Genomic DNA, 26,265 nt, shown 5'->3' with positions numbered 1-26,265 from the left:
GCGGCGGCCGTTAAGAGGCGGTTTACCCTGACGGGTGAGGTATCGCGCTCGATCCGGGCGGGAGAGTGACATGGCGGGACCTGCATGGTCGGCGCCGCGGCGCCGGTGGCGTGCCGCCGATCCCGCGATGGCGCTGCTCGGGCTCCTCGCCCTGACACCGGCACCCGTCGCCGCGCAGGAGCCGCTCTTCGTCCGCATCCGCCCGCTGCCGGACGCCGAGGCGGCGCGCCTCGCCCGGGAGATGCTCTGGGCCCGCCGGCAGGCTCATGCCCGCGCGGTGATCGAATCGGTCTGCACCGGCTGCCTGGGCGCCTGGAAGCCCGAACCGGTCCCGCCACCGACGCCTGCGCCCGCGCAGGACAGGATTGCGAACCTCACCGTTCCGATAGGGGTTGAACTCGACCCCGGCTCCGGGGCATCCGAGCCCGGTCCCGATCCATCGACCTCCGAGAGGCATCCATGACGCAAGCGCATCCGACCAGCGGCGCCGAGCCCGAAGTCGATTGCCCGGTGACCCTCGAGGTTCTGGGCTCTGTGTACCGGGCCGACGATTTCGACCTGCCGCTGATCCTGGAGCAGATCCCGCCGCTGAAGCGCGCGCAGCTCGCCGCCTACCTCTACGGCAAGAGCCACATGCACAAGCTCGGGCTGAAGGTCGCCCGTTCCTGCGAGCGCGAGGACCTGATCCGCGTGGCGGGAGAGATCGGCTCGGTGATCCACGGCCAGGCGCATTTGAAGCCGTCGCGACCGACTCCCGAGCCCGCCCCGCAGCTGCGCGCCAAGACCCCGCCCGGCCAGAAGAAGGTGAGCCTCGCCGGCGCCGCCGCGAAACCCGCGATCAGCCTCGGTGGCTCGGCCAAGGTCCGCAACTTCGACTGAGAGCTGGCGCGCGTCGGGCCAGCCGAGACCGCCGCGCGCGGCTGGCCGCGCCGGCACCGACGGGGCGACGGCGACGCGCGGGACCTGACGGTCGGGTCCGGCATTCCGTCGGTGACGGCACGTCGGAAGGCCGGACAATCCGGACTTGTGCGTTGCACGCGCCGCGGGCTTCGGATAATCGCCCGCGATGAACACCGACCACGACAAGATCCTGATCGTCGATTTCGGCTCTCAGGTGACGCAGCTCATCGCACGCCGGGTGCGCGAGGAGGGCGTCTACTGCGAGATCGTGCCCTTCACGAAGGCCGAGGCCGCGTTCCGCGAGCAGAAGCCCAAGGGCGTGATCCTCTCCGGCGGCCCCGAATCGGTGACCGTCGAGGCCTCGCCCCGCGCGCCCCAGCTGGTGTTCGATTCGGGCGTCCCGGTCTTCGGCATCTGCTACGGCCAGCAGACCATGGCGGCCCAGCTCGGCGGCGCCGTCGAGGGCGGCCACCACGCGGAGTTCGGCCGCGCCGAGGTCGAGATCCTGGCCGACTGCCCGCTGTTCAAGGGCGTCTGGCACAAGGGCGAGAAGTACCCGGTCTGGATGAGCCACGGTGATCGCGTCACCAAGCTGCCGGACGGCTTCACCACCGTGGCGATCTCCAGGAACGCGCCCTTCGCGGCGGTGGCCGACGAGGCGCGCAACTACTACGCGGTCCAGTTCCACCCGGAGGTGGCGCACACGCCCCACGGCGCCCTGCTGATCCGCAACTTTGTGCGCGATGTCGCGGGCTGCTCGGGCGACTGGACCATGGGCGCCTACCGCGAGGAGGCCATCGCCAAGATCCGCGAGCAGGTCGGCTCCGAGAAGGTGATCTGCGGCCTGTCGGGCGGCGTCGATTCGGCGGTGGCGGCGGTGCTCATCCACGAGGCGATCGGCGACCAGCTGACCTGCGTGTTCGTCGATCACGGGCTCCTGCGCCTCGGCGAGGCCGAGCAGGTCGTGGCGCTGTTCCGCGACCACTACAACATCCCGCTGGTCCACGTGGAGGCGTCGGGGATGTTCCTCGCGGCTCTGGAGGGCGTCAGCGACCCGGAAATCAAGCGCAAGACGATCGGCCGCCTGTTCATCGACGTGTTCGAGGCCGAATCGAAGAAGATCGGCGGGGCGAAGTTCCTCGCGCAGGGCACGCTCTACCCCGACGTGATCGAGAGCGTGTCGTTCACCGGCGGCCCGTCCGTGACCATCAAGAGCCACCACAATGTCGGCGGCCTGCCCGAGCGCATGAACATGAAGCTCGTGGAGCCGCTGCGCGAGCTTTTCAAGGACGAGGTCCGGGTGCTCGGCAAGGAGCTCGGCCTGCCCGAGGGCTTCGTCGGCCGCCACCCGTTCCCGGGCCCGGGCCTGGCGATCCGCTGCCCCGGCACGATCACCGGCGAGAAGCTGGAGGCCCTGCGCAAGGCCGACGCGATCTACCTCGACGAGATCCGGCAGGCCGGCCTCTACGACACGATCTGGCAGGCCTTCGCGGTGATCCTGCCGGTGAAGACCGTCGGCGTGATGGGCGACGGGCGCACCTACGACCACGTCTGCGCGCTGCGCGCCGTCACCTCGGTCGACGGCATGACCGCCGACTTCTACCCGTTCGACATGGCCTTCCTGGGCCGGGTCGCGACCCGGATCATCAACGAGGTGAAGGGCATCAACCGGGTGACCTACGACATCACCTCGAAGCCGCCCGGCACGATCGAGTGGGAGTGAGCCGGCGTCCGGCCCGATCCCGCGCCGTCATCGCGAGCGGAGCGAAGCGACTCAGGGCAGCGTGACGCTTCGATCCGTGGCGCGCTCCTGGATCGGTTCGCTCGCAGGGACGCGGCGCCCGCCCTCACGGGGTGCAGAGCGCCGGCTCGACCGCCTTCAGCGCCGGCCGGAACGCCGCGAGGTGCAGCCCGTCGCGCAGGGCGCCGGGCTTGGCGTAGCCCGTATCGCCGTCGCGCAGGGCGGCGAACGGATCCGTGAAGACGCAGCCGAGCCGCCCGCAGAGATTTTGCAACCGGCGCGAGTAATCCGCGACCGCGCCGGCATCGACCAGCTTGCCGATCTCGCGACCGACCGGGGGGAGGGCGGTCACCACGACGCGCGGGCTGAGGGTCTGCAGCCGCTTGACGATCGTCTCGGCGGCGGCCTCGAACTGCTCCGTCGGCTTGTGCAGCTGCGGGTTGTTCTTCACCAGGATGTCGTTGGTCCCGATGGTCAGGATCGCGAGCCGCGGCTGCACCTTGAAGGTCAGGCGCGCGAGATAGTCCGCGTAGCTGCCCGCGGTCGCGCCGCTGATCCCGCCGTTGAGGAAATCGAGCCCGCAGGGGCGCTGGCTACCGGGCTGCAGTTCCACCTGGGAATCGCCGGCCCAGAACACGTAGTCCGGCGGCGCCTCGTCGAGGCTGACCTGCACGGCGATCAGGCGCATCTCGGCGTAGGCCCGCGCGTCGGCCCCCGGCCGGTGCAGGCGCCACCCGGCGAAGCCGCCGATCGCCAGGAGGGCGAGCCCGCCGAGAACGAGGGAAACGACGCGCTTCACGGCTCGGCCCCGGCCCGGTCGACGCGGGCGTCGGGCCGCGCGTCCGTCGAGGCGTAGTAGGGCTTGATGTCGAGGAGCGGCGTGCCGTCGAGGCAGTCGAGCCCGCGCACGCGGAGCGTGTCGCCGACGCGGTCGAGCAGTTCCACGACCGACAGGGCGATCGGGTTGGGACGGGCGGGCGAGCGCAGGGAGAACGTGCCCCTGGGGCCGTCGGCGTGGCGCGGCCGCTGGATCACGAGGCCGCGGGTCGCCCGGTCCATCCAGTAGAGGAGGATCAGGTGCGTGCACCCCGTGACGTTGCGCAGGCCGGGGGCGTAGGCCGGGTCGACCTCGACGGTGCAGATTGCGTCGGTCTGCAGGCCGTTCTTCGGACAGTCGGACCGCGCCTGCCAGGGCGTGCGCAGCCGGCCGATGAAGTGGAGGCCCGCGTCGAAGGTCGCGGGCAGGGCGGCCCTCTCTTCACCGGGACGGGTCCCGAACTCATCCGCGTCCAGCCCCGTGTCCATGCCCGCGTCCTCGCCGCCGCGCTCCGCGCCGGCCGGCTTGTCGGCCATGTGTCCGCGGCTCGCAACCCCGCATCTCGCCCCCGGATGGCGCGGGGTGTAGATCCGGCAGCAGGAACGGAGGCGACATGATCGAGCGGGAATTGCGGCCGATGCAGGCGGTGGCGGATGCCGCGACCGCCATCGACCGGCTGGTCGAGCTCTACGACGACGCGGCCGGCGCCCTGCGGACCGCGCTGGAGCGCTACCTCGCCGGCGGGCCGCCGCCGGACGCCACGGAGCGTCTCGCCTTCCGCTACCCGGAGCTGCGGATCAGCTACCGCCCGGACGGGCCGCTGCCCCGGGTCCGGCGCGCCACCGCCAAGCTCCAGGCCGCCGGCACCTACGCCACCACAATCACGCATCCGGGATTCTTCCGGACGTACCTGACCCGCCAGCTGGAGCCGCTGATCGCCGACTACGGCATCGCCCTCGAGGTCGGTCTCAGCGCGCAGGAGATTCCCTATCCCTACGTGCTGGAGGCCGGGCTGGACGCGCGCGGGCGGACCGTCGACGGCGCTGACCTCGCCACCTACTTCCCGGTGCCGCTCCTGTCGCTCGTGGGCGACGAGATCGCGGACGGACTGTTCGACCAGATCCCTGGCGAGCCGCTGCCCCTGGCGCTGTTCGACGCGGTTCGGGTCGATTACTCGCTCCGGCGCCTCGTCCATTACACCGGCTGCGACTGGCGCGACGTCCAGCCCTGGATCCTGCTCACCAACTATCACCGCTACGTCGACCAGTTCGTCCGCCACGGCTTGGAGCGGCTCGCCTCGGGCGCGGAGGGGTTCGAGCGGCTGGTCCTGCCGGGTGGCGTGTCCGTGACCCGTGCCGAGGCGGCCGATGCAGACCCGGCCGCTGTGATCGCCGCCTCGCCCTGGCATCGCCATCAGATGCCGGCCTACCACTTGGTGGCGCGCGATTCCGACGGGACCCAGCAGGGCACGACGCTGGTCAATATCGGCGTCGGCCCCTCGAACGCGAAGACGATCACCGACCACCTCGCGGTGCTGCGCCCGGATTGCTGGCTGATGGTCGGCCATTGCGGCGGCCTGCGGCAGTCGCAGACCATCGGCGACTACGTGCTGGCGCACGCCTACCTCCGCCGCGACCGTATCCTCGACGAGCTCGTGCCGCCGGACGTGCCGGTGCCGGCCCTCGCCGAGGTGCAGGTCGCCCTTCAGGACGCCGCCGCCGCGGTAACGGGCGAGCAGGCTGACGCGCTCAAGCGGCGCCTGCGCACCGGCACGGTGGTGACCTACGACGATCGCAACTGGGAACTGCGCTTCAGCCAGGAGCGGCGTCGGATCAACCAGTCCCGCGCCGTGGCGGTGGACATGGAGAGTGGCACGGTCGCCGCCCAGGGCTTCCGCCTGCGCGTTCCCTACGGCGCGCTGCTCTGCGTCTCAGACAAGCCGCTCCACGGCGAGATCAAGCTCCCGGGTGCCGCCAACGCCTTCTACGACCGGGCCGTCTCGGAGCACCTCCGGGTCGGGCTGGCGGCCCTCGACGTTCTTCGGGCCGATCGGCAAGGTCTCCACTCGCGCAAGCTGCGCAGTTTCGATGAACCGCCCTTCCGGTGAGACTTCGTGGAGTCCAGGGTGACGTTCGAGCCCGACGTACATATCGCCAACTCAGCGACCGACTGCCACGCCATCGGTCATACTCAAGCTTGGATACAGCCGCCTTAGAGCCGGGTTGAGTGGTTAAAGCACCACACATCAGGCTGAGCTTTCCCATGACTCGTATCGCACTCGTCTCCACCGCCCTCCTGACGGCCGTCGCGTTCGCGCCGACCGTCGCCGATGCCCGCGGCTTCGGCGGCGGTGGCTTCCACGGCGGCGGATTCGGCGGGGGCGGTTTCCACGGTGGCGGTTTCGGCGGCGGCTTCCGCGGCGGCAGTGTCGGCGGCGGGGCGTTCCGGAACGGCGGCTTCGGCGGCGGCGCCTTCCAGAACGGCGTCGGCGGGGCGCGGGTCGGCGGACTGGGCGGCGGCTTCCGCGGGGCCGGGCTCGGCGCGGCCGGCGTCGGCGGCGTCCGGACCGGCGGCCTGCGGGCCGGCGGATATAACCAGGCCGGCCGGTTCGGCGGGGTCGGGAACCGCGGGATCGCCGGTCGCGGCTTCGTCAACCGCGGCTATTACGGCCACCGCTACGGACGCGGCGTCAGCTACGGACTCGCCGGCCTCGGGCTCGGCCTCGGCGTCGGTTACGGCCTGGGCGGTCTCGACTACGGCTACGACAATTGCGCCTACACTTACGGCTACGGCGCCTACGACCCGGCTGCCTGCAACGACTACTACGGCTACGGCTACTGAGTCAGGCGGCGCGGGTCTCGTCCCCGCGGCGCATCCTCGAAACCGCGCGACGCCCGGCCGGCCTTCGGTCGGGCAATGTCGTGAGGACCCCTGGGCCAGATCGGCCCACCGGATCCACAGCCTTCGCCGCAGGCGAAGGCTCGCTCAACAAGTCCCGAATTGCGAACCGTTCCAATCCGATGAGGATGCCGCTTCCGGCGTAGCGTGGTGCGGGGACGATCGCGGTGAGCGGCGAGGGACTGGTTGCGGCGACGGCGGGGCTGCTCGTGCTGTGCATGGGCCTGTGGGCGACCGCGCTGCTGCCCGAGATCGTCACGGCACTCGCCTTCTTCGGACTGGCGATGCTGCTGCGTCTCGGCTCGGCCGCGACGGTGTTCTCGGGCTTCTCATCCTCCGCGTTCTGGCTGGTCCTGTCCGGCATGGTAGTGGGGCAGGGCATGACCCGGACCGGCCTGGGCGCCCGGATGGCGCGCACCCTCGCCCTGCGGCTCTCCGGCTCCTACGGCCGCTTCATCGCTGGGCTGGTGACGCTGAGCTTCCTCATCGCCTTCGTCATGCCGTCGAATCTGGGCCGCATTGCCCTGATGATCCCCGTCACCCTCGCACTCTGCGACGCCTTCGGCCTCGCGGCCGGGCGCCCGGGGCGGACGGGTGCGGTCCTGGCCGTCGGCCTCGCCACCCCGATCCTCTCTGCGGCGATCCTGCCCGCCAACGTCCCGAACCTCGTGATGGCCGGCTCGGCCGAGCACCTGCTCGGCCTACACCTGTCGTACCTCTCTTACTTCCTTCTGCATGCCCCGGTCCTGGCGCTGGTGAAGGGCGTGCTGCTCGTCGGCCTCATCGTCCGGCTGTTCCCGGACAACCTCGGCTCCGCCGCTCCGGCCCTGCCGGATCTGCCCCCGCTGTCCGCGCCCGAGCGGCGCCTCGCGGTAATCCTCGCCTGCACGCTGATCCTCTGGATGACCGACAGCCTCCACGGCCTTGCCCCTGCCTGGGTCGGCCTCGCCGCCGCGGTCGTCTGCCTGCTGCCGCGGATCGGGGTCCTGCCGCCGGAGGCATTCCAACAGGTGAACCTGCGGACTTGCTTCTACATCGCGGCGCTGCTCGGCCTCGTCGCCCTCGTCAACGAGACCGGGCTCGGCGAGCGCCTCGGCCATCTGCTGCTGACCGGCGCCCCCCTGGCGCGCGACGCGCCGACGCAGAACTTCGCGGTGCTCACCGGCATCGCCACGGTGCTGACCCTCCTCGTCACCGCCAACGGCGCCCCGGCCCTGTACACGGCGCTCGCGGGCGAGATGTCGGAGGCGAGCGGCCTGTCACCCTTCGCGGTCGTCTCGCTGCAGGTGATCGGCTACTCGACACTGTTCTTCCCCTATCAGGCGCCCCCGATCGTGTTCGCCAGCGAGCTCGGGCGGGTCCGTCTCCGGGACGCGACCCGGCTCACCCTGAGCTTCGGTTTCCTGTCGCTCCTCGTGGCGGCGCCGCTCGACTACGCGTGGTGGCGCCTCCTGGGACAGCTGAAGTGACAGAATCGGCAAAGTGTCGCCCCAGAGGGCACATTGCGCCGCACCATGACGGATTGCGGGTTGCCCGCTCAGGCTCTAGCGCTACCAGATTAGAGACGGTCCAGTTCGCAGCTGCGAGGCTTCAACACGATGGCACCCACCGCCCGCCCGACAGTGGCTCAGCCCATGTCGCCGCATCTCCAGATCTATCGCTGGACCTGGACGATGGCGATGTCGGTGTTCCACCGCATCACCGGCACCGCGCTCTACGGCGGGACTGCTCTCGTCGCGATCTGGCTCGTGGCTCTGGCCTCGGGACCGGCCGGCTACTCTTACGTGGCCGGGTTCTTCGGCTCGATCTTCGGGCGCCTGATCCTGTTCGTCTACACGTGGATCCTGATGCACCACATGCTCGGCGGCATCCGGCACCTGATCTGGGACACCGGCGTCGGCTTCGACCGGGAGAAGCGCCTCTCGATGGCCCGGCTGACGCTGATCGGCTCGGTGGCCCTCACCCTCGTCATCTGGGCGGTCGCCCTTCTGGTCCGCTGAGGAGGACGACATGGCTAAGGAAGAGGTCCGGCAGGACACGCGCGTCTCGATCCGCACGCCGCGCGCCCGCGTGCGCGGCCTCGGCGTCTCCCATCACGGCGCCGGGCACTGGTGGCTGCAGCGGCTGACCGCCGTCGCCAACGTCGTGCTGATGCTGAGCTTCGTGGTGATCATCGCCAAGATGGCGGGCCGCGGCTACCCGGAGGCGCGGCTCCTCGTCGCGACCCCTCTGGTGTCGATCCTCCTGATCCTGGCGCTACTGTCGGTCACGGTCCACATGCGCCTCGGTATGCAGGTGATCATCGAGGACTACGTGCACGCGCCGGCGACGAAGATCGCGGCGGTGTTCGCCAACAACGCCTACGCGGTCGTCGTGGCCGTCGCCTGCCTCTACGCGGTCCTGCGCATCGGCTTCGGACAGCCGGCCTGACCCCGCCAACATCGATCTCGAGGAGCCGAACATGGCCGCCAACGGCACAAACGGCAGCGGGCCTGCCTACACCATCCACGATCACGCCTTCGACGTCGTGATCGTCGGCGCGGGCGGCGCGGGACTGCGCGCCACGGTGGGCTGCTCGGAAGCGGGCCTGCGCACCGCCTGCATCACCAAGGTGTTCCCGACGCGCTCGCACACGGTGGCGGCGCAGGGCGGCATCTCGGCCTCGCTGGGCAACATGGGCCCGGACGACTGGCGCTGGCACATGTACGACACCGTGAAGGGATCGGACTGGCTCGGCGACCAGGACGCCATCGAGTACCTCGTGCGCAACGCGCCCGCCGCCGTCTACGAGCTGGAGCACTGGGGCGTACCGTTTTCCCGCACGGAGGAGGGCAAGATCTACCAGCGCCCGTTCGGCGGCATGACGACCGATTACGGCAAGGGCACCGCCCAGCGCACCTGCGCGGCGGCCGACCGGACCGGCCACGCGATGCTACACACCCTCTACGGGCAGGCGGTGAAGAACCAGACCGATTTCTTCATCGAGTACTTCGCCCTCGATCTGATCATGGACGACGAGGGCCGCTGCCGCGGCGTCATCGCCCTCGATCAGGCCACCGGCGAGATCCACCGCTTCCGCGCTCAGATGACCATCCTGGCGACCGGCGGCTACGGCCGCGCCTATTTCTCGGCGACCTCCGCCCATACCTGCACGGGCGACGGCAACGCCATGGTGCTGCGCGCCGGCCTGCCGCTGCAGGACATGGAGTTCGTGCAGTTTCACCCGACCGGCATCTACGGCGCGGGCTGCCTGATCACCGAAGGCTCCCGCGGCGAGGGCGGCTACCTCACCAATTCCGAGGGCGAGCGCTTCATGGAGCGCTACGCGCCGTCTGCAAAGGACCTCGCCTCGCGCGACGTCGTCTCGCGCTCCATGACCATGGAGATCCGCGACGGCCGCGGCGTCGGCAAGAACAAGGACCACATCTACCTGCACCTCGACCACTTGGACCCGAAGATCCTGCACGAGCGCCTGCCGGGCATCTCGGAATCCGCGCGGATCTTCGCGGGCGTCGACGTGACCAAGGAGCCGATCCCAGTCATCCCGACCGTCCACTACAACATGGGCGGTATCCCCACGAACTATCACGGCGAGGTGCTGACGCTGCGCGACGGCAACCCCGACACGGTGGTCCCGGGGCTGATGGCGATCGGCGAGGCGGCCTGCGTCTCCGTCCACGGCGCCAATCGCCTCGGCTCGAACTCGCTGATCGACCTCGTCGTCTTCGGCCGCGCCGCCGGCAAGCGCTGCGCCGAGATCGTCGAGCCGAACGGCCGGGCCATGGAGTTGCCGAAGGGCGCGACCGACAAGGCGCTCGAGCGCCTCGACCGCTTCCGCTACGCCAACGGCTCAACGCCGACCGCCGAACTCCGTGCCGAGATGCAGAAGACGATGCAGAACAACTGCGCCGTGTTCCGCACCGGCGAGGTGCTGGAGGAGGGCAAGGGCCTGATCCACAAGGTCTGGAACGCCGCCGCCGACGTGAAGATCACCGACCGGTCGCTGGTCTGGAACACCGACCTCCTGGAGACCCTGGAGTTCGACAACCTGATCGGCCAGGCGGTGGTGACGATGGAATCGGCCGCCAACCGCACGGAATCCCGCGGCGCCCACGCGCGCGAGGACTTCCCGGACCGCGACGACAAGGACTGGATGAAGCACACGCTGTCCTGGCTCGACGAGGGCCAGCACCAAGTGGTCATCGATTACCGCCCGGTCCACACCTACACGATGTCCAACGAGATCCAGTACATCGAGCCCAAGGCGCGCGTGTACTGATCTGCAACTCTGCACAACGACTGCGGCGGCGGGGCCTCCCCCCTCCGGCCGCCGCGTCCTGCTCCAGCGGAAGCCGTCGAGAACCATGGCTCAGTTCAACCTTCCGAAGAATTCCCAGATCACCCAGGGCAAGTCCTGGCCGGCCCCGCCCGGCGCCAGGAACCTGCAGACCTTCAAGATCTACCGCTGGAACCCGGATGACGGGGCCAACCCGCGGATCGACACCTATCAGGTCGACCGCGAGGATTGCGGCCCGATGGTCCTCGACGCGCTGCTGTGGATCAAGAACAAGGTCGACTCGACGCTGGTCTTCCGCCGCTCCTGCCGCGAGGGCATCTGCGGCTCCTGCGCGATGAACATCGAGGGGCAGAACGCGCTCGCCTGCACGATGGGCATCGACGAGTGCAAGAGCCCCGACAACGCCCTGCCGGTGATGACCCGCAAGGACAAGGACGGTGCGATCCGGATCTACCCGCTGCCGCACATGCCGGTCCTCAAGGATCTCGTGCCGGACCTGACGAACTTTTACGCCCAGCACGCCGCCATCGAGCCCTGGCTCCAGACCGAGACGCCCGCGCCCGAGAAGGAGTGGCGCCAGACGCCGGAGGACCGCTCCCGCCTCGACGGCCTCTACGAGTGCATCCTGTGCGCGTGCTGCACCACGTCGTGCCCGAGCTACTGGTGGAACGGCGACAAGTTCCTCGGCCCGGCGGCCCTGCTGCAGGCCTATCGCTGGCTGATCGACTCGCGCGACGAGAACACGGGCCACCGCCTCGACGGCCTGCACGACCCGTTCCGCCTGTATCGCTGCCACACGATCATGAACTGCGCCAACACGTGCCCGAAGAGCCTGAACCCGGCGAAGGCCATCGCCGAGATCAAGAAGATGATGGTCGAGCGCACGCTCTGATCGCGCAGTCGAGTCGGGTGTTGAGGCCTGAGGGCCACACCCGGCCGAAAAGGCCGGCTCTCCGCAGCAGAGTTGGCCTGGGCTGAGAGGGCTGCCTTGCGGACAGCGCAATTGCCACGGAGTCAGGATCGAAGCGCCTCCGCGCCGTGAATCCTGACCCGAAGTGGACCGATGCTGCGCCCGAGCCTGTCGACGTTCGCCGTTCTCTGTCTGGCCGCCAGCCTCGGCGCCTGCGCCTCTAGCCGCCTCGACGGGCCGCGCACCCGGGGGCCGTCGCCCCAGGCGTCCCTGGACACGGTGCCGGCCATGCCGTCGGGCACGGTGACGGCGGCCCCGCTGGCGCCGCCGCCCGGCGTCGCGGCGAGCCCCGACGCGCCGCCCCCGCCCGGTGCCCAGGCGGCCGCGCCGCTTGCCGGCGGCCCCACTGTGATCGCCGAGCCGGTCGCCCCGCCGGCGCCGCCGCCGCCGGTCGCCACGGGCGGCCGCTCATCGGTGGTCGGAAGCTGGGATGCGCGGGACGCGACCGGTGCGAACTGCAAGGTCACGCTGTCGAGCACCCCGGCCCTCGACCTCTACCGGGCGACGGCCTCGGGCTGCGCCAACAAGGATCTCGCGCGGGTCTCGGCCTGGGACTTCCGCGACGGCGAGGTCTACCTCTACCAGCCGGGCGGCTCGGTGGCGGCGCGGCTGCGCCAGGGCGGCGGCGGCCTGGAAGGCGCCCTCACCAAGTCCGGCGCGGCCCTCGCCTTGAACCGCTGAGGCCGGGCGGCGCGACCACGCCGCGCGGTTGGCGCGCGGCGGGAGGCGCTTACATGAGGGGCTCCCGCCGCGTCACGCCCCCGTCAACATGTTCCTCGATTGGCTTGAACGCCGCGTCGACCCCTTCGCGCCCTTCGACGAGGCGCGGATGCCGCCGCGGTCGGTGCTCGGCTTCGCCTGGTTCTACCTGCGCCCGATCCGCGCCGCCCTGGCGGCGCTGTTCGTCATCGCGGTGATCGCCGGCACGGTCGAGGCCTCCCTCTACCTCGTGATGCGCTGGTTCATCGACCTGCTCGGCTCGGCCGACCGGGCGACGGTGCTGTCAGACCACGCGGTCGAGCTCGGGCTGGTGGTCCTGCTGATCGCCGTGGTGCGACCGCTGTCGATCTGGGCCCACGAGGTGCTGTCCAACCAGCTCGTCGTGCCGCAATCGACCAGCCAGATCCGCTGGCGGGCGCATCTCTACACCCTCGGGCACGCGCTCTCGTATTTCCAGGGCGACTTCTCGGGACGGCTCGCCAACCGCGTCGTCCAGGTGGGCCCGGCCGTGCGGGAACTCGCCGTCGTCTTCATCGACACCCTCCTGTATGTGGCGATCTACGCGATCACCGCGGTCGGGCTGTTCAGCGCGATCTCGCCGTGGCTCGCCGTCCCGGTGCTGCTCTGGATCGCCGCCTACGCGGCCCTGACCGCGTGGTTCGTGCCCCGGGCCCGCGCGCGCTCGCACAAGACCGCCGACACCCGCTCGACGCTGATCGGCCGCATCGTCGACAGCTACACCAACATTCTGACGGTGAAGCTCTTCGCCCGCGACCGCGAGGAGCGGGCCGCGGTGCAGGACGCCGTGGAAGTCCACACCGCCGCCTATCTCCACCAGTTCCGGCTGGTCACCCTGACGACGAGCCTCCTCGGCCTGCTCAACAGCGGGCTCCTGATCGCCACCGGCGCGGCCTGCCTCGTGCTGTGGCGCGACGGCGGCATGACGACCGGCGAGGCGTCGGCGGGGCTCGCCCTGGTCCTCAGGCTCATCGCCATGTCGGGCTGGGTCATGCAGACCGTGCGCGGCGTCTTCGAGAATGTCGGCGTGGTCCAGGAGAGCATGCAGACGATGGCCCGGCCGCACGCCCTCGTCGACGCGCCGGACGCGCGGACGCTCGCCGTCACCGGCGGCGAGATCCGGTTCGAGGAGGTCGGCTTCCACTACGGGCGCGGCGACGCCACCGTCATCGAGGATTTCTCCCTGACGATCCGTCCGGGCGAGAAGGTCGGACTGGTCGGCGTCAGCGGCGCCGGCAAGTCGACCCTGGCGGGCCTGCTCCTGCGGCTCTACGACGTGGAGAGCGGGCGGATCCTGGTGGACGGCCAGGACATCGCGACGGTAACCCAGCAATCCCTGCGCGAGGCCATCGCGATGGTCAGCCAGGACACCTCCCTGCTGCACCGCTCCATCCGCGACAACATCGCCTACGGCCGCCCCGGCGCCACCCAAGTGGAGATCGAGCGGGCCGCGCGGCTCGCCCACGCGGACACGTTCATCGCCGATCTCGTCGACCACAAGGGCCGGCGCGGCTACGATGCCCAGGTCGGCGAGCGCGGCGTCAAGCTGTCCGGCGGCCAGCGCCAGCGCATCGCCATCGCCCGCGTCATGTTGAAGGACGCGCCGATCCTGATTCTCGACGAGGCGACCTCGGCGCTCGACAGCCAGGTCGAGGCGGCGATCCAGGAATCGCTCGACACGCTGATGGCCGGCAAGACCGTGCTGGCCATCGCGCACCGCCTGTCGACGATCGCGGCCCTCGACCGGCTGGTCGTGATCGACCGCGGTCGGATCATCGAGGAGGGGACTCACGCCGAACTGGTCGCCGCCGGCGGCGTCTATGCCGGGCTGTGGTCGCGGCAGTCGGGCGGTTTTCTCGACGACGGGACGGCCCGGTACGACAGCGCCGTCGCCTGAGCGTCGGAGGAGCGAGATTGCCGGCAACATACCGCTACGATCGAGGGGCGACCTTATCGCCGCGCCGCACACTGCGGCTTGACTCGGGGGCGGCAGACGGTCTCATTGCTCAGATTAGAACCATAATGCTTTGTTCCCGGGACGAGCCGGGACGAGGGCACCTGCGGCCCTGACGCCGACGCATGGAGTTCCGAACCTTGGCGAACACATCAGCCGCCGCTGCCGCGGTCTCTGGTCATGAGGGCAGCCGCCGTGACTTTCTGTTCCTGGCGACGGGCGCCGGGTTGGCGGTCGGGGCGGGAGCCGTCGTCTGGCCGCTGATCTCCTCCATGGCGCCCGACGCCGACACGATCGCCGCCGGCGCGCCGATCGAGGTCGACCTGACACCGATCCAGGACGGCCAGATCATCAACGTCTTCTGGCGCGGCAAGCTGATCTTCGTGCGCAAGCTGACCGCGAAGGAAGTGACCGACATGAAGGCGGTCCCGCTCTCGGCGATGATCGATCCGGCGGCCTTCACGACCCGCGTCAAGAACGGCCACGATCAGTGGCTCGTGGTCTACGGCAACTGCACCCATCTCGGCTGCGTGCCGATCGGCCACCAGGGCAATTTCGAGGGCTGGGCCTGCCCGTGCCACGGCTCGCAATTCGACGCGGTGGGTCGCGTGCGCCATGGACCGGCGCCCATCAACCTGCCGATCCCGCCCTACGCCTTCCAGACGGATGCCAAGATCCGGATCGGCGAAGGCGGCAAGGAAGCGGCCTGAGGAGGACGGAAGCATGAGCGGAACGGCCAGCACCTACGTCCCCAAGAGCCGCGTTGCGAAGTGGTTCGAGGCGCGCCTGCCCATCGCCGGGCTGGTACACTCGTCCTTCATCGCCTACCCGGTTCCGCGGAACCTCAACTACTTCTGGACCTTCGGGGCGATCCTCGCCGCCTTCCTGGGAATCCAGATCGTCACCGGCATCTGGCTGGCGATGCACTACGAGCCCTCGGCGACAGGTGCCTTCACCTCCGTCGAGAAGATCATGCGCGACGTGAACTACGGCTGGCTGCTGCGCTACGCGCACGCCAATGGTGCCTCGATGTTCTTCGTGGCCGTCTACGTGCACATGTTCCGCGCCCTCTATTACGGGTCGTACAAGGCGCCACGCGAGGTGCTCTACATCCTCGGCGTCGTCATCTACCTCCTGATGATGGCGACCGCCTTCCTCGGCTACACGCTGCCGTGGGGCCAGATGAGCTTCTGGGGCGCGACCGTCATCACCAACATCCTGGCGGCGATCCCGGTGGTCGGCGACACGATCCAGACCCTGCTGTGGGGCGGCTACTCGGTGGGCAACCCAACCGTGAACCGCTTCTTCTCGCTGCACTACCTGCTGCCGTGGATGATCGCCGGCGTGGTCGTGCTGCACGTCTGGGCCCTGCACGTCACCGGGCAGAACAACCCGGCCGGCATCCCGATCAAGTCGGGCAAGGACGCGGTGCCGTTCACGCCCTACGCGACGGTCAAGGACGTGTTCGCGACCTGCGTGTTCATGATCCTGTTCGCGTGGTTCCTGTTCTACCAGCCGAACTATCTCGGCCACGCCGACAACTACATCCAGGCCAACCCGGCGGTGACGCCCGCACACATCGTGCCGGAATGGTACTTCCTGCCGTTCTACGCGATCCTGCGCGCGGTCCCGAGCAAGCTCGGCGGCGTCATCCTGATGTTCTCGGCGGTGATCATCCTGGCGTTCGCGCCGTGGCTCGACACGTCGCGGATCCGGTCGTGCAACTACCGGCCGATCTACCGCCAGTTCTTCTGGGTGTTCATCGGCGCGACCCTCCTCCTCGGCTGGCTCGGCTCGCAGCCCCCGGAGGGCGGCTACGTGCTCGCCGCCCAGGTCTGCACCGCCTACTACTTCGCGCACTTCCTGATCGTCATGCCGCTCTGCGGCCTGTTCGAGACGCCGAAGAAGTTGCCGGGCTCGATCCTCGAGAGCGTGACCGGACCGGGCAAGCAGGTGACCGGATCCGGCATGCCGGCGGGCGCCGCCGCTGCTCCGACCACCAAAGGCTGACGGGCTGACGACAGGACCATGATGATGACCCGCGTCCTCTCGACGACCGCCGCGGCCGCCCTGGCGGCCCTGCTGATCGGCGCCGTGCCGGTCTCCGCCCAGGAAGGGCATGGCGGGCCGATCCCGGCCCGCGTGAACTGGAGCTTCGCCGGCGTGTTCGGCCGCTTCGACACCGCGCAGCTGCAACGCGGATTCCAGGTCTACAAGGAGGTCTGCTCCGCCTGCCACTCGATGAAGCTGGTCTCATTCCGCAACCTCGCGCAGGAGGGCGGGCCGCACTTCTCGGCCGGGCAGGTCAAGGCGCTGGCCGCGACCTATCAGGTGAAGGACGGGCCGAACGACGCCGGCGACATGTTCGAGCGGCCGGGCCGCCCGGCCGACACCTTCCCGCCGCCCTTCCCGAACGATCAGGCTGCGGCCGCGGCCAACGGCGGCAAGGCCCCGCCGGACTTCTCGGTCATCGCCAAGGCGCGGACCTTCTCCCGCGGCTCGCTCTACTTCCTGACCGACTGGCTGCCGCTCGTCGGCTACTCGGAGCAGGGGCCGGACTACATCCACGCCCTGATCAACGGCTACCAGGATCCGCCGAAGGACTTCGCGCTGCCGGAGGGCGGCCACTACAACAAGTACTATCCGGGCCACATCATCGCGATGCCGCCGCCGATCACCGACGGGCAGGTCTCCTACCCGAAGAACGATCAGGGCCAGCCGGTCGTGCCCGAGACGCTGGACCAGTACGGCAAGGACGTCTCGGCCTTCCTGATGTGGGCGGCCGAGCCGCACATGATGGACCGCAAGGCCCTGGGCTTCCGGGTGATCCTGTTCCTGATCGTGCTGTCGGGTCTGCTCTACTACGTGAAGAAGAAGATCTGGGCGGATGTCGGTGGCGAGGTGCACGGCCTCCAGCCGGAGCTGCACAAGACCTACTGAGGCGGGCCGGATCGGTTCGCAGTTCGGATGGGCCTCCCTCGCGGAGGCCCATCTTTTTTTCGGCCGGCGCTCCATGCTACCGCTCGCCCGCCGCGACGGTCCGCCTCCCGAGACTGCCCGCCCCCTGCACCACCTCAACCTGAGGTGACCGCGTCAGCGGGCCTCGCAGGAGGGCTTCAGGGATCAGAGCGGCGTCCGGAGGTCTCCGTCGAGGCCTGCGCATGGCTCCGGCACCCGAGGACGAGGTGCCGGGTGGGATAGGCCGCGCTGCCGAGGCGTTGCGCGTTGAGGGAGTCCGGCATGAGCACAGCGGTACTGGGTGTCATGGGTGGGTCCGGCGTCTACGACCTGCCGGGTCTCGAGGACGTCCGCGAGGAGCGCGTGGCGTCGCCCTGGGGCGAGCCCTCGGACGCCCTGCGGATCGGGCGCATCGGCGACACCAAGGTCGTGTTCCTGGCGCGCCACGGGCGGGGGCACCGGCTCTCGCCGTCGGGCATCAACTACCGCGCCAATATCGACGCCCTGAAACGGGCCGGGGTCACCGACCTCGTCGCCCTCTCGGCCTGCGGCTCCTTCCGCGAGGACCTGCCCCCGGGCCTCTTCGTGCTCGTCGACCAGTTCGTCGACCGCACCCACGGCCGCGCCTCGTCGTTCTTCGGCGACGGCTGCGTCGCCCACGTCTCCCTCGCGCACCCGGTGGGCCCCGGCCTGCAGGCGCGCATCGCCCAGGCCGCGAAGGCCGAGCACATCGCAGTCCATCGCGGCGGCACGTACGTGTGCATGGAGGGGCCGCAATTCTCGTCGCTGGCCGAATCCCGCGCCTACAAGGCCCAGGGCTTCGACGTGATCGGCATGACCAACATGCCCGAGGCCAAGCTCGCCCGCGAGGCGGAGATCACCTACGCGACCATCGCGATGGTGACCGACTACGATTGCTGGCACCCGGGCCACGACGCCGTCGACGTCGCCGCGGTGATCGCCGTCGCCCGGGCCAACGCCGACAAGGCGGCGCGGCTCGTCGCCCGTCTCGCCCGCGAATTCCCGGGCGAGCGGGAGCCGTGCCCGGCGGGTTCGCACCGGGCGCTCGACGGCGCGATCATGACGGCGCCCGCCGTCCGGGATCCGGCGCTCCTCGCCAAGCTCGACGCCGTGGCGGGGCGGGTTCTCAACGGCTAGCCGGCCGGCCTTTCCATTCGGCGACGAGTCCCTCTAGAAGGCGCGGGCGGCCCAGGCCGCCCCCGACGCGAAGTCCAGACCGAAATGCGCAGCGCCTCCATCAGCCGGAAGACCGCGGAGACCGATATCGCGGTCACCGTCAATCTCGACGGGACCGGGCGGTCGAAGATCGCCACCGGCATCGGCTTCCTCGACCACATGCTGGATCTGCTGGCGCGGCACGCCCTGTTCGACCTGGACGTGAAGGTCGACGGCGACCTGCACATCGACCAGCACCACTCGGCCGAGGATTGCGGCATCGCCCTGGGGCAGGCCTTCGCCAAGGCGCTCGGCGACAAGCGCGGGGTCACGCGCTACGCCGACATCCACCTGCCGATGGACGAGGCGCTGACCCGGGTCTGCGTCGACATCTCCGGCCGGCCCTTCCTGGTGTTCCGCACGACGTTCCGCGTGGAGAAGATCGGACAGTTCGACACCGAGCTGGTGCGCGAGTGGTTCCAGGCCTTCGCGATGAATGCCGGCCTGACGCTCCACGTGGAGACCCTCTACGGCGACAACGCCCACCACATCGCGGAGAGCTGCTACAAGGGGCTGGCCCGCGCCTTGCGGAAGGCCGTGGCGATCGATCCGCGGGAGGAGGGGCGCGTTCCCTCAACCAAGGGCTCTCTGTAGACCCGTTGTCGTCGGGCGCCCGGATCGGCCACACGGCCGTCGCGGCGCGCGCTGTCGGAGTTTCGCGATGCGGATGCGCAGCTACACGCTCCACCTGCCGGCCGATGCGCGGCCCGGCGAGACGGTCGGGCTCGACCGGGCTCTCCTGGTACGCGACGGCTTCTCCTGGCCGGCCTTCGCCTTCACGGTGCTGTGGTTCCTGTTCCACCGCCTCTGGCTCGCCGCCCTGCTCGTCCTCGTCGGCCTCGTGGCGCTGGCCGCTGCCGGCATCGCCCTCGGGCTCCCGGCCGGTGCCGGCCTGATCGTCACCCTGCTGGCCGCCTGGCTGATCGGCCTCGAGGCCTCCAGCCTGCGCCGCTGGACCCTGGCGCGGCGCGGCTGGCCGGCGCGCGACGCGGTGGTCGCCGCGACGCCCGAGGAGGCCGAGGCCCGGGCGCTGAACCGCTGGATCGAGGCGATCCCGAGCGCCCCCCGGGCCCCGTTCCCGAGCGGCCCCAGCCGGCGGGCCGAGCCGGTGATCGGGCTGTTCCCTGCCCAGGAAGGCGCCCGGTGAGTTCCCGGGCGAGACGCGCATGACCACCGAGACCGTCGCGATCATCGATTACGGGTCGGGCAACCTCCACTCCGCCGCCAAGGCCTTCGAGCGCGCCGCCCGCGAGAGCGGGCGCGACGCGCGGATCTGCCTGACCTCGGACCCGGAGGTGGTGGCCGCGGCCGACCGCGTCGTGCTGCCCGGCGTCGGCGCCTTCGCGGATTGCCGCCGCGGGCTCGATGCCGTTCCCGGCATGGTCGAGGCGATGACGCGGGTCGCCCACGGGGCGGGCCGCCCGTTCCTCGGCATCTGCGTGGGGATGCAGCTCCTGGCGAGCCGCGGGCTCGAGTACACGACCACGCCGGGGCTCGGCTGGATCCCCGGCGACGTCGGTCCGATCCGGCCGTCGGATCCGGCCCTCAAGGTTCCCCACATGGGCTGGAACACCCTGCGGACCGAGCGCGACCACCCGCTGCTCGCCGGCATTCCCACCGGCGAGGACGGGCTACACGCCTACTTCGTGCACAGCTACGCGCTGCAGGCGGAGCGTCCGGACGACGTCGTCGCGCGCGCCGAGTACGGCGGCCCGGTCACCGCCCTCGTCGCCCGCGGCAACGTCGCCGGCACGCAGTTCCACCCCGAGAAGAGCCAGCGGCTGGGCCTCGCGCTCATCGCCAACTTCCTGAACTGGCGCCCGTGAGCGCCGTTCGGCCCAGGCAAGAAGGACGGAAGCGCCCGTGATCCTGTACCCGGCGATCGACCTGAAAGAGGGGCGTTGCGTTCGCCTCATCCAGGGGGACATGGCGCAGGCCAAGGTCTTCGGCGACGATCCGGCCGCGCAGGCCGCGATCTTCGAGGCGCAGGGCTTCTCCTGGCTCCACGTCGTCGATCTCGACGGCGCCTTCGCGGGCGCCCCGCGGAACGCCGAGGCCGTCGACGCGATCCTCGCGCGGGTCACGATCCCGGTCCAGCTCGGCGGCGGGATCCGCGAGATGAAGACGCTGGAGGGATGGCTGAGCAAGGGCGTTGCCCGCGCGATCATCGGCACCGCGGCGGTGCGCGATCCCGGCTTCGTCCGGGAGGCGGCCCGCAAGTATCCCGGGAAGATCGCGGTCGGGATCGACGCCAAGGACGGCCGCGTCGCCGTCGAGGGCTGGGCCCAGACCTCCAGCATGACCGCGGAGGAGCTGGGGCGCCGATTCGAGGACGCGGGCGTCGCGGCGATCATCTACACCGACATCGCTCGCGACGGGATCCTGAAGGGCCTCAACGTCGAGATGACCCTGGCGCTCGCCCAGGCCGTCCGCATCCCGGTGATCGCCTCGGGCGGCCTCGCGTCGATCGACGACGTCCACCGGCTGCTGCAGCCCGACTGCGCCCTGATCGCGGGCGCGATCACCGGCCGGGCGCTCTACGACGGCCGCATCGATCCGGAGGCGGCCCTGGCAGCGATCGCTGCGGCGCGCGGCCCGGCGGCGTGATATCCAGAGGCTCGCGACATGAGACGCCGCCCGTGCTGAAGACCCGCATCATTCCCTGCCTCGACGTGAAGGACGGGCGCGTCGTGAAGGGCGTGCGCTTCGAGGGCCTGCGCGACGCCGGCGACCCCGTCGAGGCCGCCAAGGTCTACGACGCGGCCGGCGCAGACGAGCTGTGCTTCCTCGACATCACCGCGAGCCGCGAGGCCCGCGGCACCCTGCTCGACATCGTCAGCCGGACCGCCGAGGCCTGCTTCATGCCGCTGACCGTCGGCGGCGGCGTGCGTACCGTCGAGGACGTGCGCGCGCTGCTGCTCGCCGGCGCCGACAAGGTCGCGATCAACACCGCCGCGGTGAAGGATCCCGACCTCGTGGCCCGGTCCGCCGAGAAGTTCGGCGCGCAGTGCATCGTGGTGGCGATCGACGCCAAGCGCGTCTCGCCCCCCGGCACGCCGGCCGCCTGGGAGATCTTCACCCACGGCGGCCGCGACCCGACCGGGATCGACGCCGTGGCCTTCGCGCGGCTGGTGGCCGAGAAGGGCGCCGGCGAGGTGCTCGTCACATCCATGGACAAGGACGGGACGCGCTCCGGCTACGATCTCGCCCTGACGCGGGCGATCAGCGATGCCGTAACCGTGCCGGTGATCGCCTCGGGCGGCGTCGGCGGCCTCGACGACCTCGTGGCCGGCGTGGCCGAGGGCGGCGCCAGCGCCGTCCTGGCGGCCTCCATCTTTCATTTCGGTCAGGCGAGCGTCGCCGAGGCGAAGGCGCACATGGCGGCGGCCGGCCTCGCCATGCGCCTCGACGTCCCGGCCTCTTCCTCGAGGGCGCCCCAGTGAGCAGCTACCTTCTGGCGAACGCCGACCTCCTCGATCCCGTGACCGGTCGCCAGACCGCCGGCGCGGTGCTGGTGAGGGACGGCCGCATCGCCGATATCGCCGCCGGCGCGGCGCCGGGCGCACCAACCGACGCGAAGCGCGTCGACTGCGCCGGCCGCGTGCTGACCCCCGGGCTGATCGACATGCGCGCCTTCGTGGGCGAGCCGGGGGCCGAGCACCGCGAGACCCTGGCCTCGGCGAGTGCCGCGGCGGCCGCGGGCGGCGTTACGACGCTCGTCTGCATGCCCGACACCAATCCGGTGATCGACGAGCCGGCCATCGTCGACTTCGTGCTCCGCCGCGCCCGCGACACGGCGAGCGTCAACGTCCTGCCGGCGGCCGCCATCACCAAGGGCCTGGCCGGCCGGGAGATGACCGAGTTCGGCCTGCTCAAGGAGGCCGGCGCGGTCGCGTTCACCGACGGGCTCAGGGCCGTGGCGAATGCCCAGGTTCTGCGCCGCGCCCTGACCTACGCCCGGGATTTCGACGCACTGATCGTGCAGCACGTGGAGGAATCCGCTCTCGTCGCCGAGGGCGTCATGAACGAGGGCGAGCTCGCCTCGCGCCTCGGGCTCATGGGCATCCCCCGCGAGGCCGAGACCGTGATGCTGGAGCGCGACATCCGCCTCGTGCGGCTGACCGGCGCCCGCTACCACGCGGCCATGATCTCCTGCGCCGATTCGGTGGAGATCGTCCGCCGCGCCAAGCAGGACGGCCTGCCGGTGACCTGCGGCGTCTCGGTGAACAACCTCGTCCTCAACGAGAACGACATCGGCCATTACCGCACCTTCTGCCGGCTCTCGCCGCCCCTGCGCCACGAGACCGACCGTCAGGCAGTGGTGCGCGCCCTCCACGAGGGCGTGATCGACGTCGTCGTGTCCGACCACAACCCGCAGGACGTGGAGACCAAGCGCCTGCCCTTCGCCGAGGCGGCGGACGGGGCGCTGGGCATCGAGACGCTGCTCGGCGCCGCCATGCGCCTCGTCCACACCGGCGACCTCGCACTGCCCAAGCTCGTCGCCGCGCTCACCGTGAATCCGGCGCGCATCCTCGGCCGCGAGGCCGGCCGGCTGGCGGTCGGCGCCCCCGCCGACCTCGTGCTGATCGATCCCGATCTCCCCTACGTCCTCGACAAGCGCCGGCTGAAGTCGCGCTCCAAGAACTCCCCCTTCGACGAGGCGCGCCTCCAGGGCGCGGCGGTGCTGACGCTGGTCGGTGGCCGGATCGTCCACGCGGTCGACGATCTCGCGGCCGCCGCATGATGCCCCCCGATCTCGCGACCCCGGCCGCCCTCGGCGGCCTCGCCCTCGGCTACGCCCTGGGCTCGATCCCGTTCGGGCTGATCCTCACGAAGTTCGCCGGCCTCGGCGACGTGCGGGCGATCGGCTCCGGCAATATCGGCGCCACCAACGTGCTCCGCACCGGCCGCAAGGGCCTCGCCGCGGCGACGCTCCTGGGCGACGCCCTCAAGGGCACGGCGGCCGTCCTCATCGCCCGGCAGCTGGGCGAGGGCCCGGCGCTCGCGGCCGGGCTCGGCGCCTTCCTCGGCCACCTCTTCCCGGTCTGGCTGGGCTTCAAGGGCGGCAAGGGCGTCGCGACCTTCATCGGGGTGCTCCTCGCCTTCAGCCCGCCCGCCCTCGCGGCGTTCGCGGCGATCTGGCTCGGTCTCGCCTTCGCGCTCAAGTACTCGTCGCTGGCGGCGCTCGCCGCCTCGGCGGCCACACCCCTCGTCCTCTGGGCGCTGGGCGCCCCGACGCAGGCGTTGCTGTTCCTGCTCCTCGGCCTGCTGCTATGGTGGAAGCACGCGCCAAACATCCGCCGACTCGCGTCCGGCACCGAGGGGCGCATCGGCCAGAAGGGCTGAGTGCCGGCGCGCCGCGCCGACCTTCGGGCAGGTGTGGGGGTGGTGGATGCAGCTCACCGAGGCCCAGCGGCTCGACTGGCTGCGGCTGATCCGGACCGAGGGCGTCGGCCCCCGCACCTTCCGGAGGCTCGTGAACCGTTTCGGCGGCGCGGCCGCCGCCCTCGACGCCCTGCCGGAGCTCACCGGCCGCCAGGGACGGCGGATCGTGCCACCCACCCGCGCTGAGGCCGAGGCCGAGCTGGCGGCCCTGACCCGCCTCGGCGGCCGGCTGATCGCCGCCGGCGAGGCGGAATACCCGCGGCTCCTGACGCAGGTCGACGCGGCGCCTCCGCTTCTGGCCCTGCGCGGCGCACCGATCCTCAATCGGCCCGCCGCCGCCCTCGTCGGCTCGCGGAACGCATCGTCGGCGGGGCTCGCCTTCACGGAGCGGCTCGCCAGCGGGCTCGGCGAGGCAGGCCTCACGGTGGTCTCGGGCCTCGCCCGCGGGATCGACGCGCGCGCCCACAGGGCGGGCCTCCGGACCGGCACGATCGCCGTCATGGCCGGCGGCCAGGACCGGATCTACCCGGCGAGCCACGCGACCCTGGTCGAGGCCATCCTGGCGGAGGGCGGCGCGGTCCTCGCGGAGATGCCGATGGGCTGGGAGCCCCGGGGGCGGGACTTCCCGAGGCGCAACCGGATCATCTCCGGGCTGTCCTACGGGACGGTGGTGGTGGAGGCCGCCCGCCGCTCCGGCTCGCTGATCACGGCGCGCTACGCCCTGGAGCAGAATCGGGAGGTCTTCGCGGTTCCCGGCTCGCCGCTCGACCCGCGCGCCGAGGGCACCAACGACCTGATCCGCCAGGGCGCCACCCTGGTCTCCGAGGTGGACCACGTGCTGGAGGTGCTGGGACCGATCATCGAGCGCGGCCCGGACGCCGAGGCGGCCCCGGCGCGCGGGCGGCCGGACCTGGCCGAGCAGCCGGATTTCTGGGACGAGATCGCGCTCGACGCGGCTCTCGACCCCGGACCGGAGCGAGCCGACGGCGCGTCCGCCGACAATCCCGCGCGCGACGAGCCGCCCGAGGCCGAGGATGACCGGGCGCGGATCGTGGCCCTGCTCGGCCCGAGCCCGGTCGGCACCGATGAGCTGGCGCGGAGCGCCGGGGTCGGTGCCCGGACCGTGCAGAGCGTGCTGCTGGAACTGGAGCTCGACGGACGGATCGAGCGCCACGGCAGCGGCACCGTCTCGCTGGTCAGCCGCTGAGGGAGTCCTCTTCGGGATCGTCGTCCGCATCGGCGTCCGCGAGGTTGCGCATGACGTCGAGACAGCCCTGGAGGATGTAGGCGGCGGCGAGCTTGTCCACGAGTTCGCCGCGCCGCGCCCGCGAGGCGTCGGCCTCGATCAGCGCGCGGGTGACCACGGCGGTCGAGAGGCGTTCGTCGAAGAAGACGTGGGGCAGGGGGAGGATCGGCGCGAGGTTACGCATGAAGGCGCGGGTCGACTGCACCCGCGGCCCTTCGCTCCCGTCCATGTTGAGCGGCAGCCCGACGACGAGTCCGCCGACCGCGTGCTGCCGGCACAGGGCGGCGAGCCGCTGCGCGTCGGGGGTGAACTTCACCCGGCGGATCGTCTCCAGCGGCGTCGCGATCTGGCGGCCGAGATCCGACAGGGCGAGGCCGATCGTCTTGGTGCCGAGATCGATGCCGATCAGGCGGGCGCCGCCGCGAGACTCGGCCGCGAAGGCGCGGATCGCGTCGAAATTCATGGTTCCGCCCGCGCGGCGCGCGCCAGAATGGCCTCGGTGACGCCCTCGAACCGGGCGGGGAGGGGCTCCGAGCCCGGTCCCAGGACCAGGGCCGCGGACGGCGCCGTGACCCGGGTGAAGAAGTCGTCGAGGCTATCGCCGCCGAACCGCACCGTCTCCAGGTCAGGCGCCAGCAGCCAGACGTCGTACTCGCCGTCGGTCCCGGTGACGTCCCAGAACAGGAAGCTGCCGTCCTCGCCCGCGCCGAAGAAGCAGGCGCGCTCGACGACGCCGGCGTCGCCGCCCTCGACGTCGAAGCGGTGCGGCTCCGCCCCGTCCTCCAGCATGGCGACCGCGGCGCCGACGCTGTGGGCGATGAGGGCCGCTTGGCTCACCAGATCGCAGGCCTCGAACGGTGCCGGCACGGCGACGCGGAACTGCCCGCCCGCGAGGCCGACGCCGCAGGTCCGGCAAAAGTCGCGGTAGGAGGCCGGAAGGGCGAAGCCCAGCGCCTCTGCTGCACGGTCGAGGGCCGCCTCGTCCGGCACGAAGCCCGGCGCGAGCTCCTCGAAGACCGTCTTCCACATCGCTCCCGCTCCACCGTCCACAGACTTCGGTTCCTCCGCAGATCGCCCCCGGTGCGCGCGGAGCCGTTCGCGTCTAGGTAGGTTAATGTTCCGTTA

General features: G+C 70.9%; 28 protein-coding genes. 24 read left to right on the top strand and 4 right to left on the bottom strand.

Annotated features, from left to right (window positions below):
- Positions 1-127 precede the first annotated feature (127 nt).
- The 3 genes from ACLBYB_RS02495 (at position 128) to guaA (ending at position 2,623) form a co-directional block, all read left to right on the top strand.
- Entirely contained in the window at positions 128-463 is a 336-nt protein-coding gene (locus tag ACLBYB_RS02495; RefSeq protein WP_447697734.1) for a hypothetical protein, read from the top strand.
- The gene (locus ACLBYB_RS02490; protein WP_447697733.1) at positions 460-879 is read left to right on the top strand and encodes a hypothetical protein; all 420 of its coding nucleotides are present in this window, start codon (positions 460-462) and stop codon (positions 877-879) included. Before ACLBYB_RS02495 ends, ACLBYB_RS02490 begins: the two co-directional genes overlap by 4 nt.
- 187 nt (positions 880-1,066) lie before the next feature.
- The gene (guaA, locus tag ACLBYB_RS02485) at positions 1,067-2,623 is read left to right on the top strand and encodes a glutamine-hydrolyzing GMP synthase (protein ID WP_012317458.1); all 1,557 of its coding nucleotides are present in this window, start codon (positions 1,067-1,069) and stop codon (positions 2,621-2,623) included.
- 124 nt (positions 2,624-2,747) lie between these two features.
- Here the strand turns inward: guaA and ACLBYB_RS02480 are convergent, their stop codons facing one another.
- Positions 2,748-3,440 (bottom strand): SGNH/GDSL hydrolase family protein, encoded by a 693-nt coding sequence (locus tag ACLBYB_RS02480; RefSeq protein WP_447697732.1) that lies wholly within the window; start codon positions 3,438-3,440, stop codon positions 2,748-2,750.
- Positions 3,437-3,946: a tRNA (N6-threonylcarbamoyladenosine(37)-N6)-methyltransferase TrmO gene (gene tsaA, locus ACLBYB_RS02475; protein ID WP_447698131.1), complete on the bottom strand. Its 510-nt coding sequence runs from the start codon at positions 3,944-3,946 to the stop codon at positions 3,437-3,439. Before tsaA ends, ACLBYB_RS02480 begins: the two co-directional genes overlap by 4 nt.
- 125 nt (positions 3,947-4,071) lie before the next feature.
- On the opposite strand from tsaA, the gene ACLBYB_RS02470 reads away from it, so the two are divergent.
- The 21 genes from ACLBYB_RS02470 to dprA all read left to right on the top strand — a co-directional run bounded on the left by ACLBYB_RS02470 (position 4,072) and on the right by dprA (position 25,101).
- Positions 4,072-5,565, top strand: a complete 1,494-nt coding sequence (locus ACLBYB_RS02470; protein ID WP_091978059.1) for an AMP nucleosidase — start codon at positions 4,072-4,074, stop codon at positions 5,563-5,565.
- Positions 5,566-5,720: 155 nt separating this feature from the next.
- Positions 5,721-6,299 carry a hypothetical protein gene (locus ACLBYB_RS02465; protein ID WP_447697731.1) on the top strand — a complete coding sequence of 193 codons (579 nt, stop codon included), beginning with the start codon at positions 5,721-5,723 and terminating at the stop codon, positions 6,297-6,299.
- A 275-nt stretch (positions 6,300-6,574) separates the two neighbouring features.
- Complete coding sequence (locus ACLBYB_RS02460) at positions 6,575-7,825, top strand: SLC13 family permease (protein ID WP_447698130.1); 1,251 nt, start codon at positions 6,575-6,577, stop codon at positions 7,823-7,825.
- A 129-nt stretch (positions 7,826-7,954) separates the two neighbouring features.
- Entirely contained in the window at positions 7,955-8,356 is a 402-nt protein-coding gene (gene sdhC, locus ACLBYB_RS02455) for a succinate dehydrogenase, cytochrome b556 subunit (RefSeq protein ID WP_026604731.1), read from the top strand.
- Positions 8,357-8,366: 10 nt separating this feature from the next.
- On the top strand, positions 8,367-8,786 hold the full coding sequence (gene sdhD / locus ACLBYB_RS02450; RefSeq protein ID WP_042674306.1) for a succinate dehydrogenase, hydrophobic membrane anchor protein: 420 nt from the start codon (positions 8,367-8,369) through the stop codon (positions 8,784-8,786).
- Positions 8,787-8,817: 31 nt separating this feature from the next.
- The gene (gene sdhA, locus ACLBYB_RS02445; protein WP_056521268.1) at positions 8,818-10,635 is read left to right on the top strand and encodes a succinate dehydrogenase flavoprotein subunit; all 1,818 of its coding nucleotides are present in this window, start codon (positions 8,818-8,820) and stop codon (positions 10,633-10,635) included.
- Positions 10,636-10,720: 85 nt separating this feature from the next.
- On the top strand, positions 10,721-11,545 hold the full coding sequence (locus ACLBYB_RS02440) for a succinate dehydrogenase iron-sulfur subunit (protein WP_024831121.1): 825 nt from the start codon (positions 10,721-10,723) through the stop codon (positions 11,543-11,545).
- 171 nt (positions 11,546-11,716) lie between these two features.
- Positions 11,717-12,304, top strand: a complete 588-nt coding sequence (locus tag ACLBYB_RS02435; RefSeq protein WP_447697730.1) for a protease inhibitor Inh/omp19 family protein — start codon at positions 11,717-11,719, stop codon at positions 12,302-12,304.
- Positions 12,305-12,392: 88 nt separating this feature from the next.
- Complete coding sequence (locus ACLBYB_RS02430) at positions 12,393-14,258, top strand: ABC transporter ATP-binding protein (RefSeq protein WP_447697729.1); 1,866 nt, start codon at positions 12,393-12,395, stop codon at positions 14,256-14,258.
- 182 nt (positions 14,259-14,440) lie between these two features.
- Positions 14,441-15,025 carry a ubiquinol-cytochrome c reductase iron-sulfur subunit gene (petA, locus tag ACLBYB_RS02425; protein ID WP_447697728.1) on the top strand — a complete coding sequence of 195 codons (585 nt, stop codon included), beginning with the start codon at positions 14,441-14,443 and terminating at the stop codon, positions 15,023-15,025.
- A 13-nt stretch (positions 15,026-15,038) separates the two neighbouring features.
- A complete protein-coding gene (locus ACLBYB_RS02420; RefSeq protein WP_020091775.1) occupies positions 15,039-16,325 on the top strand; it encodes a cytochrome b in 1,287 nt (428 codons plus the stop codon).
- A gap of 18 nt (positions 16,326-16,343) precedes the next feature.
- The gene (locus ACLBYB_RS02415; RefSeq protein ID WP_056521259.1) at positions 16,344-17,255 is read left to right on the top strand and encodes a cytochrome c1; all 912 of its coding nucleotides are present in this window, start codon (positions 16,344-16,346) and stop codon (positions 17,253-17,255) included.
- A gap of 300 nt (positions 17,256-17,555) precedes the next feature.
- Positions 17,556-18,431: an S-methyl-5'-thioadenosine phosphorylase gene (locus tag ACLBYB_RS02410; RefSeq protein ID WP_447697727.1), complete on the top strand. Its 876-nt coding sequence runs from the start codon at positions 17,556-17,558 to the stop codon at positions 18,429-18,431.
- 84 nt (positions 18,432-18,515) lie between these two features.
- On the top strand, positions 18,516-19,103 hold the full coding sequence (hisB, locus tag ACLBYB_RS02405) for an imidazoleglycerol-phosphate dehydratase HisB (protein WP_020091778.1): 588 nt from the start codon (positions 18,516-18,518) through the stop codon (positions 19,101-19,103).
- A 73-nt stretch (positions 19,104-19,176) separates the two neighbouring features.
- On the top strand, positions 19,177-19,656 hold the full coding sequence (locus tag ACLBYB_RS02400; RefSeq protein ID WP_419511807.1) for a DUF2628 domain-containing protein: 480 nt from the start codon (positions 19,177-19,179) through the stop codon (positions 19,654-19,656).
- Between the two features lie 19 nt (positions 19,657-19,675).
- Positions 19,676-20,335, top strand: a complete 660-nt coding sequence (gene hisH, locus ACLBYB_RS02395; protein ID WP_020091780.1) for an imidazole glycerol phosphate synthase subunit HisH — start codon at positions 19,676-19,678, stop codon at positions 20,333-20,335.
- 37 nt (positions 20,336-20,372) lie between these two features.
- The gene (gene hisA, locus ACLBYB_RS02390) at positions 20,373-21,116 is read left to right on the top strand and encodes a 1-(5-phosphoribosyl)-5-[(5-phosphoribosylamino)methylideneamino]imidazole-4-carboxamide isomerase (protein ID WP_103985186.1); all 744 of its coding nucleotides are present in this window, start codon (positions 20,373-20,375) and stop codon (positions 21,114-21,116) included.
- Between the two features lie 32 nt (positions 21,117-21,148).
- Positions 21,149-21,952: an imidazole glycerol phosphate synthase subunit HisF gene (gene hisF / locus ACLBYB_RS02385; RefSeq protein ID WP_447697726.1), complete on the top strand. Its 804-nt coding sequence runs from the start codon at positions 21,149-21,151 to the stop codon at positions 21,950-21,952.
- Complete coding sequence (locus ACLBYB_RS02380) at positions 21,949-23,253, top strand: dihydroorotase (protein ID WP_447697725.1); 1,305 nt, start codon at positions 21,949-21,951, stop codon at positions 23,251-23,253. Before hisF ends, ACLBYB_RS02380 begins: the two co-directional genes overlap by 4 nt.
- Positions 23,253-23,855: a glycerol-3-phosphate 1-O-acyltransferase PlsY gene (gene plsY, locus ACLBYB_RS02375; RefSeq protein ID WP_244534981.1), complete on the top strand. Its 603-nt coding sequence runs from the start codon at positions 23,253-23,255 to the stop codon at positions 23,853-23,855. Before ACLBYB_RS02380 ends, plsY begins: the two co-directional genes overlap by 1 nt.
- Before the next feature lie 46 nt (positions 23,856-23,901).
- Complete coding sequence (gene dprA, locus ACLBYB_RS02370) at positions 23,902-25,101, top strand: DNA-processing protein DprA (protein ID WP_447697724.1); 1,200 nt, start codon at positions 23,902-23,904, stop codon at positions 25,099-25,101.
- Here the strand turns inward: dprA and ruvX are convergent.
- Entirely contained in the window at positions 25,091-25,603 is a 513-nt protein-coding gene (ruvX, locus tag ACLBYB_RS02365; protein WP_020091786.1) for a Holliday junction resolvase RuvX, read from the bottom strand. The two genes, dprA and ruvX, sit on opposite strands and share 11 nt — an antisense overlap.
- A complete protein-coding gene (locus ACLBYB_RS02360; protein ID WP_447697723.1) occupies positions 25,600-26,169 on the bottom strand; it encodes an SMI1/KNR4 family protein in 570 nt (189 codons plus the stop codon). The genes ruvX and ACLBYB_RS02360 overlap by 4 nt, the downstream gene beginning before the upstream one ends.
- Positions 26,170-26,265 lie beyond the last annotated feature (96 nt).

Source organism: Methylobacterium sp. D54C, assembly GCF_053345595.1.
The sequence above is the reverse complement of the archived record's forward strand: the minus strand, read 5'-3'. Positions and strand labels throughout refer to the sequence as shown.

Bases quoted from the DNA above. Each gene is read 5' to 3' on its own strand.
- hisB (WP_020091778.1), top strand. From the start codon at position 18,516: ATGCGCAGCGCCTCCATCAGCCGGAAGACCGCGGAGACCGATATCGCG.
- sdhD (WP_042674306.1), top strand. From the start codon at position 8,367: ATGGCTAAGGAAGAGGTCCGGCAGGACACGCGCGTCTCGATCCGCACG.
- ACLBYB_RS02460 (WP_447698130.1), top strand. From the start codon at position 6,575: ATGGGCCTGTGGGCGACCGCGCTGCTGCCCGAGATCGTCACGGCACTC.
- ACLBYB_RS02400 (WP_419511807.1), top strand. From the start codon at position 19,177: ATGCGCAGCTACACGCTCCACCTGCCGGCCGATGCGCGGCCCGGCGAG.
- hisH (WP_020091780.1), top strand. From the start codon at position 19,676: ATGACCACCGAGACCGTCGCGATCATCGATTACGGGTCGGGCAACCTC.
- ACLBYB_RS02465 (WP_447697731.1), top strand. From the start codon at position 5,721: ATGACTCGTATCGCACTCGTCTCCACCGCCCTCCTGACGGCCGTCGCG.
- petA (WP_447697728.1), top strand. From the start codon at position 14,441: ATGGAGTTCCGAACCTTGGCGAACACATCAGCCGCCGCTGCCGCGGTC.
- ACLBYB_RS02440 (WP_024831121.1), top strand. From the start codon at position 10,721: ATGGCTCAGTTCAACCTTCCGAAGAATTCCCAGATCACCCAGGGCAAG.
- dprA (WP_447697724.1), top strand. From the start codon at position 23,902: ATGCAGCTCACCGAGGCCCAGCGGCTCGACTGGCTGCGGCTGATCCGG.
- ACLBYB_RS02430 (WP_447697729.1), top strand. From the start codon at position 12,393: ATGTTCCTCGATTGGCTTGAACGCCGCGTCGACCCCTTCGCGCCCTTC.
- tsaA (WP_447698131.1), bottom strand. From the start codon at position 3,946: ATGGACACGGGGCTGGACGCGGATGAGTTCGGGACCCGTCCCGGTGAA.
- ACLBYB_RS02415 (WP_056521259.1), top strand. From the start codon at position 16,344: ATGATGATGACCCGCGTCCTCTCGACGACCGCCGCGGCCGCCCTGGCG.
- ACLBYB_RS02360 (WP_447697723.1), bottom strand. From the start codon at position 26,169: ATGTGGAAGACGGTCTTCGAGGAGCTCGCGCCGGGCTTCGTGCCGGAC.
- ACLBYB_RS02410 (WP_447697727.1), top strand. From the start codon at position 17,556: ATGAGCACAGCGGTACTGGGTGTCATGGGTGGGTCCGGCGTCTACGAC.
- ruvX (WP_020091786.1), bottom strand. From the start codon at position 25,603: ATGAATTTCGACGCGATCCGCGCCTTCGCGGCCGAGTCTCGCGGCGGC.
- sdhA (WP_056521268.1), top strand. From the start codon at position 8,818: ATGGCCGCCAACGGCACAAACGGCAGCGGGCCTGCCTACACCATCCAC.
- ACLBYB_RS02490 (WP_447697733.1), top strand. From the start codon at position 460: ATGACGCAAGCGCATCCGACCAGCGGCGCCGAGCCCGAAGTCGATTGC.
- ACLBYB_RS02470 (WP_091978059.1), top strand. From the start codon at position 4,072: ATGATCGAGCGGGAATTGCGGCCGATGCAGGCGGTGGCGGATGCCGCG.
- plsY (WP_244534981.1), top strand. From the start codon at position 23,253: ATGCCCCCCGATCTCGCGACCCCGGCCGCCCTCGGCGGCCTCGCCCTC.
- sdhC (WP_026604731.1), top strand. From the start codon at position 7,955: ATGGCACCCACCGCCCGCCCGACAGTGGCTCAGCCCATGTCGCCGCAT.
- ACLBYB_RS02435 (WP_447697730.1), top strand. From the start codon at position 11,717: ATGCTGCGCCCGAGCCTGTCGACGTTCGCCGTTCTCTGTCTGGCCGCC.
- guaA (WP_012317458.1), top strand. From the start codon at position 1,067: ATGAACACCGACCACGACAAGATCCTGATCGTCGATTTCGGCTCTCAG.
- ACLBYB_RS02420 (WP_020091775.1), top strand. From the start codon at position 15,039: ATGAGCGGAACGGCCAGCACCTACGTCCCCAAGAGCCGCGTTGCGAAG.
- ACLBYB_RS02495 (WP_447697734.1), top strand. From the start codon at position 128: ATGGCGCTGCTCGGGCTCCTCGCCCTGACACCGGCACCCGTCGCCGCG.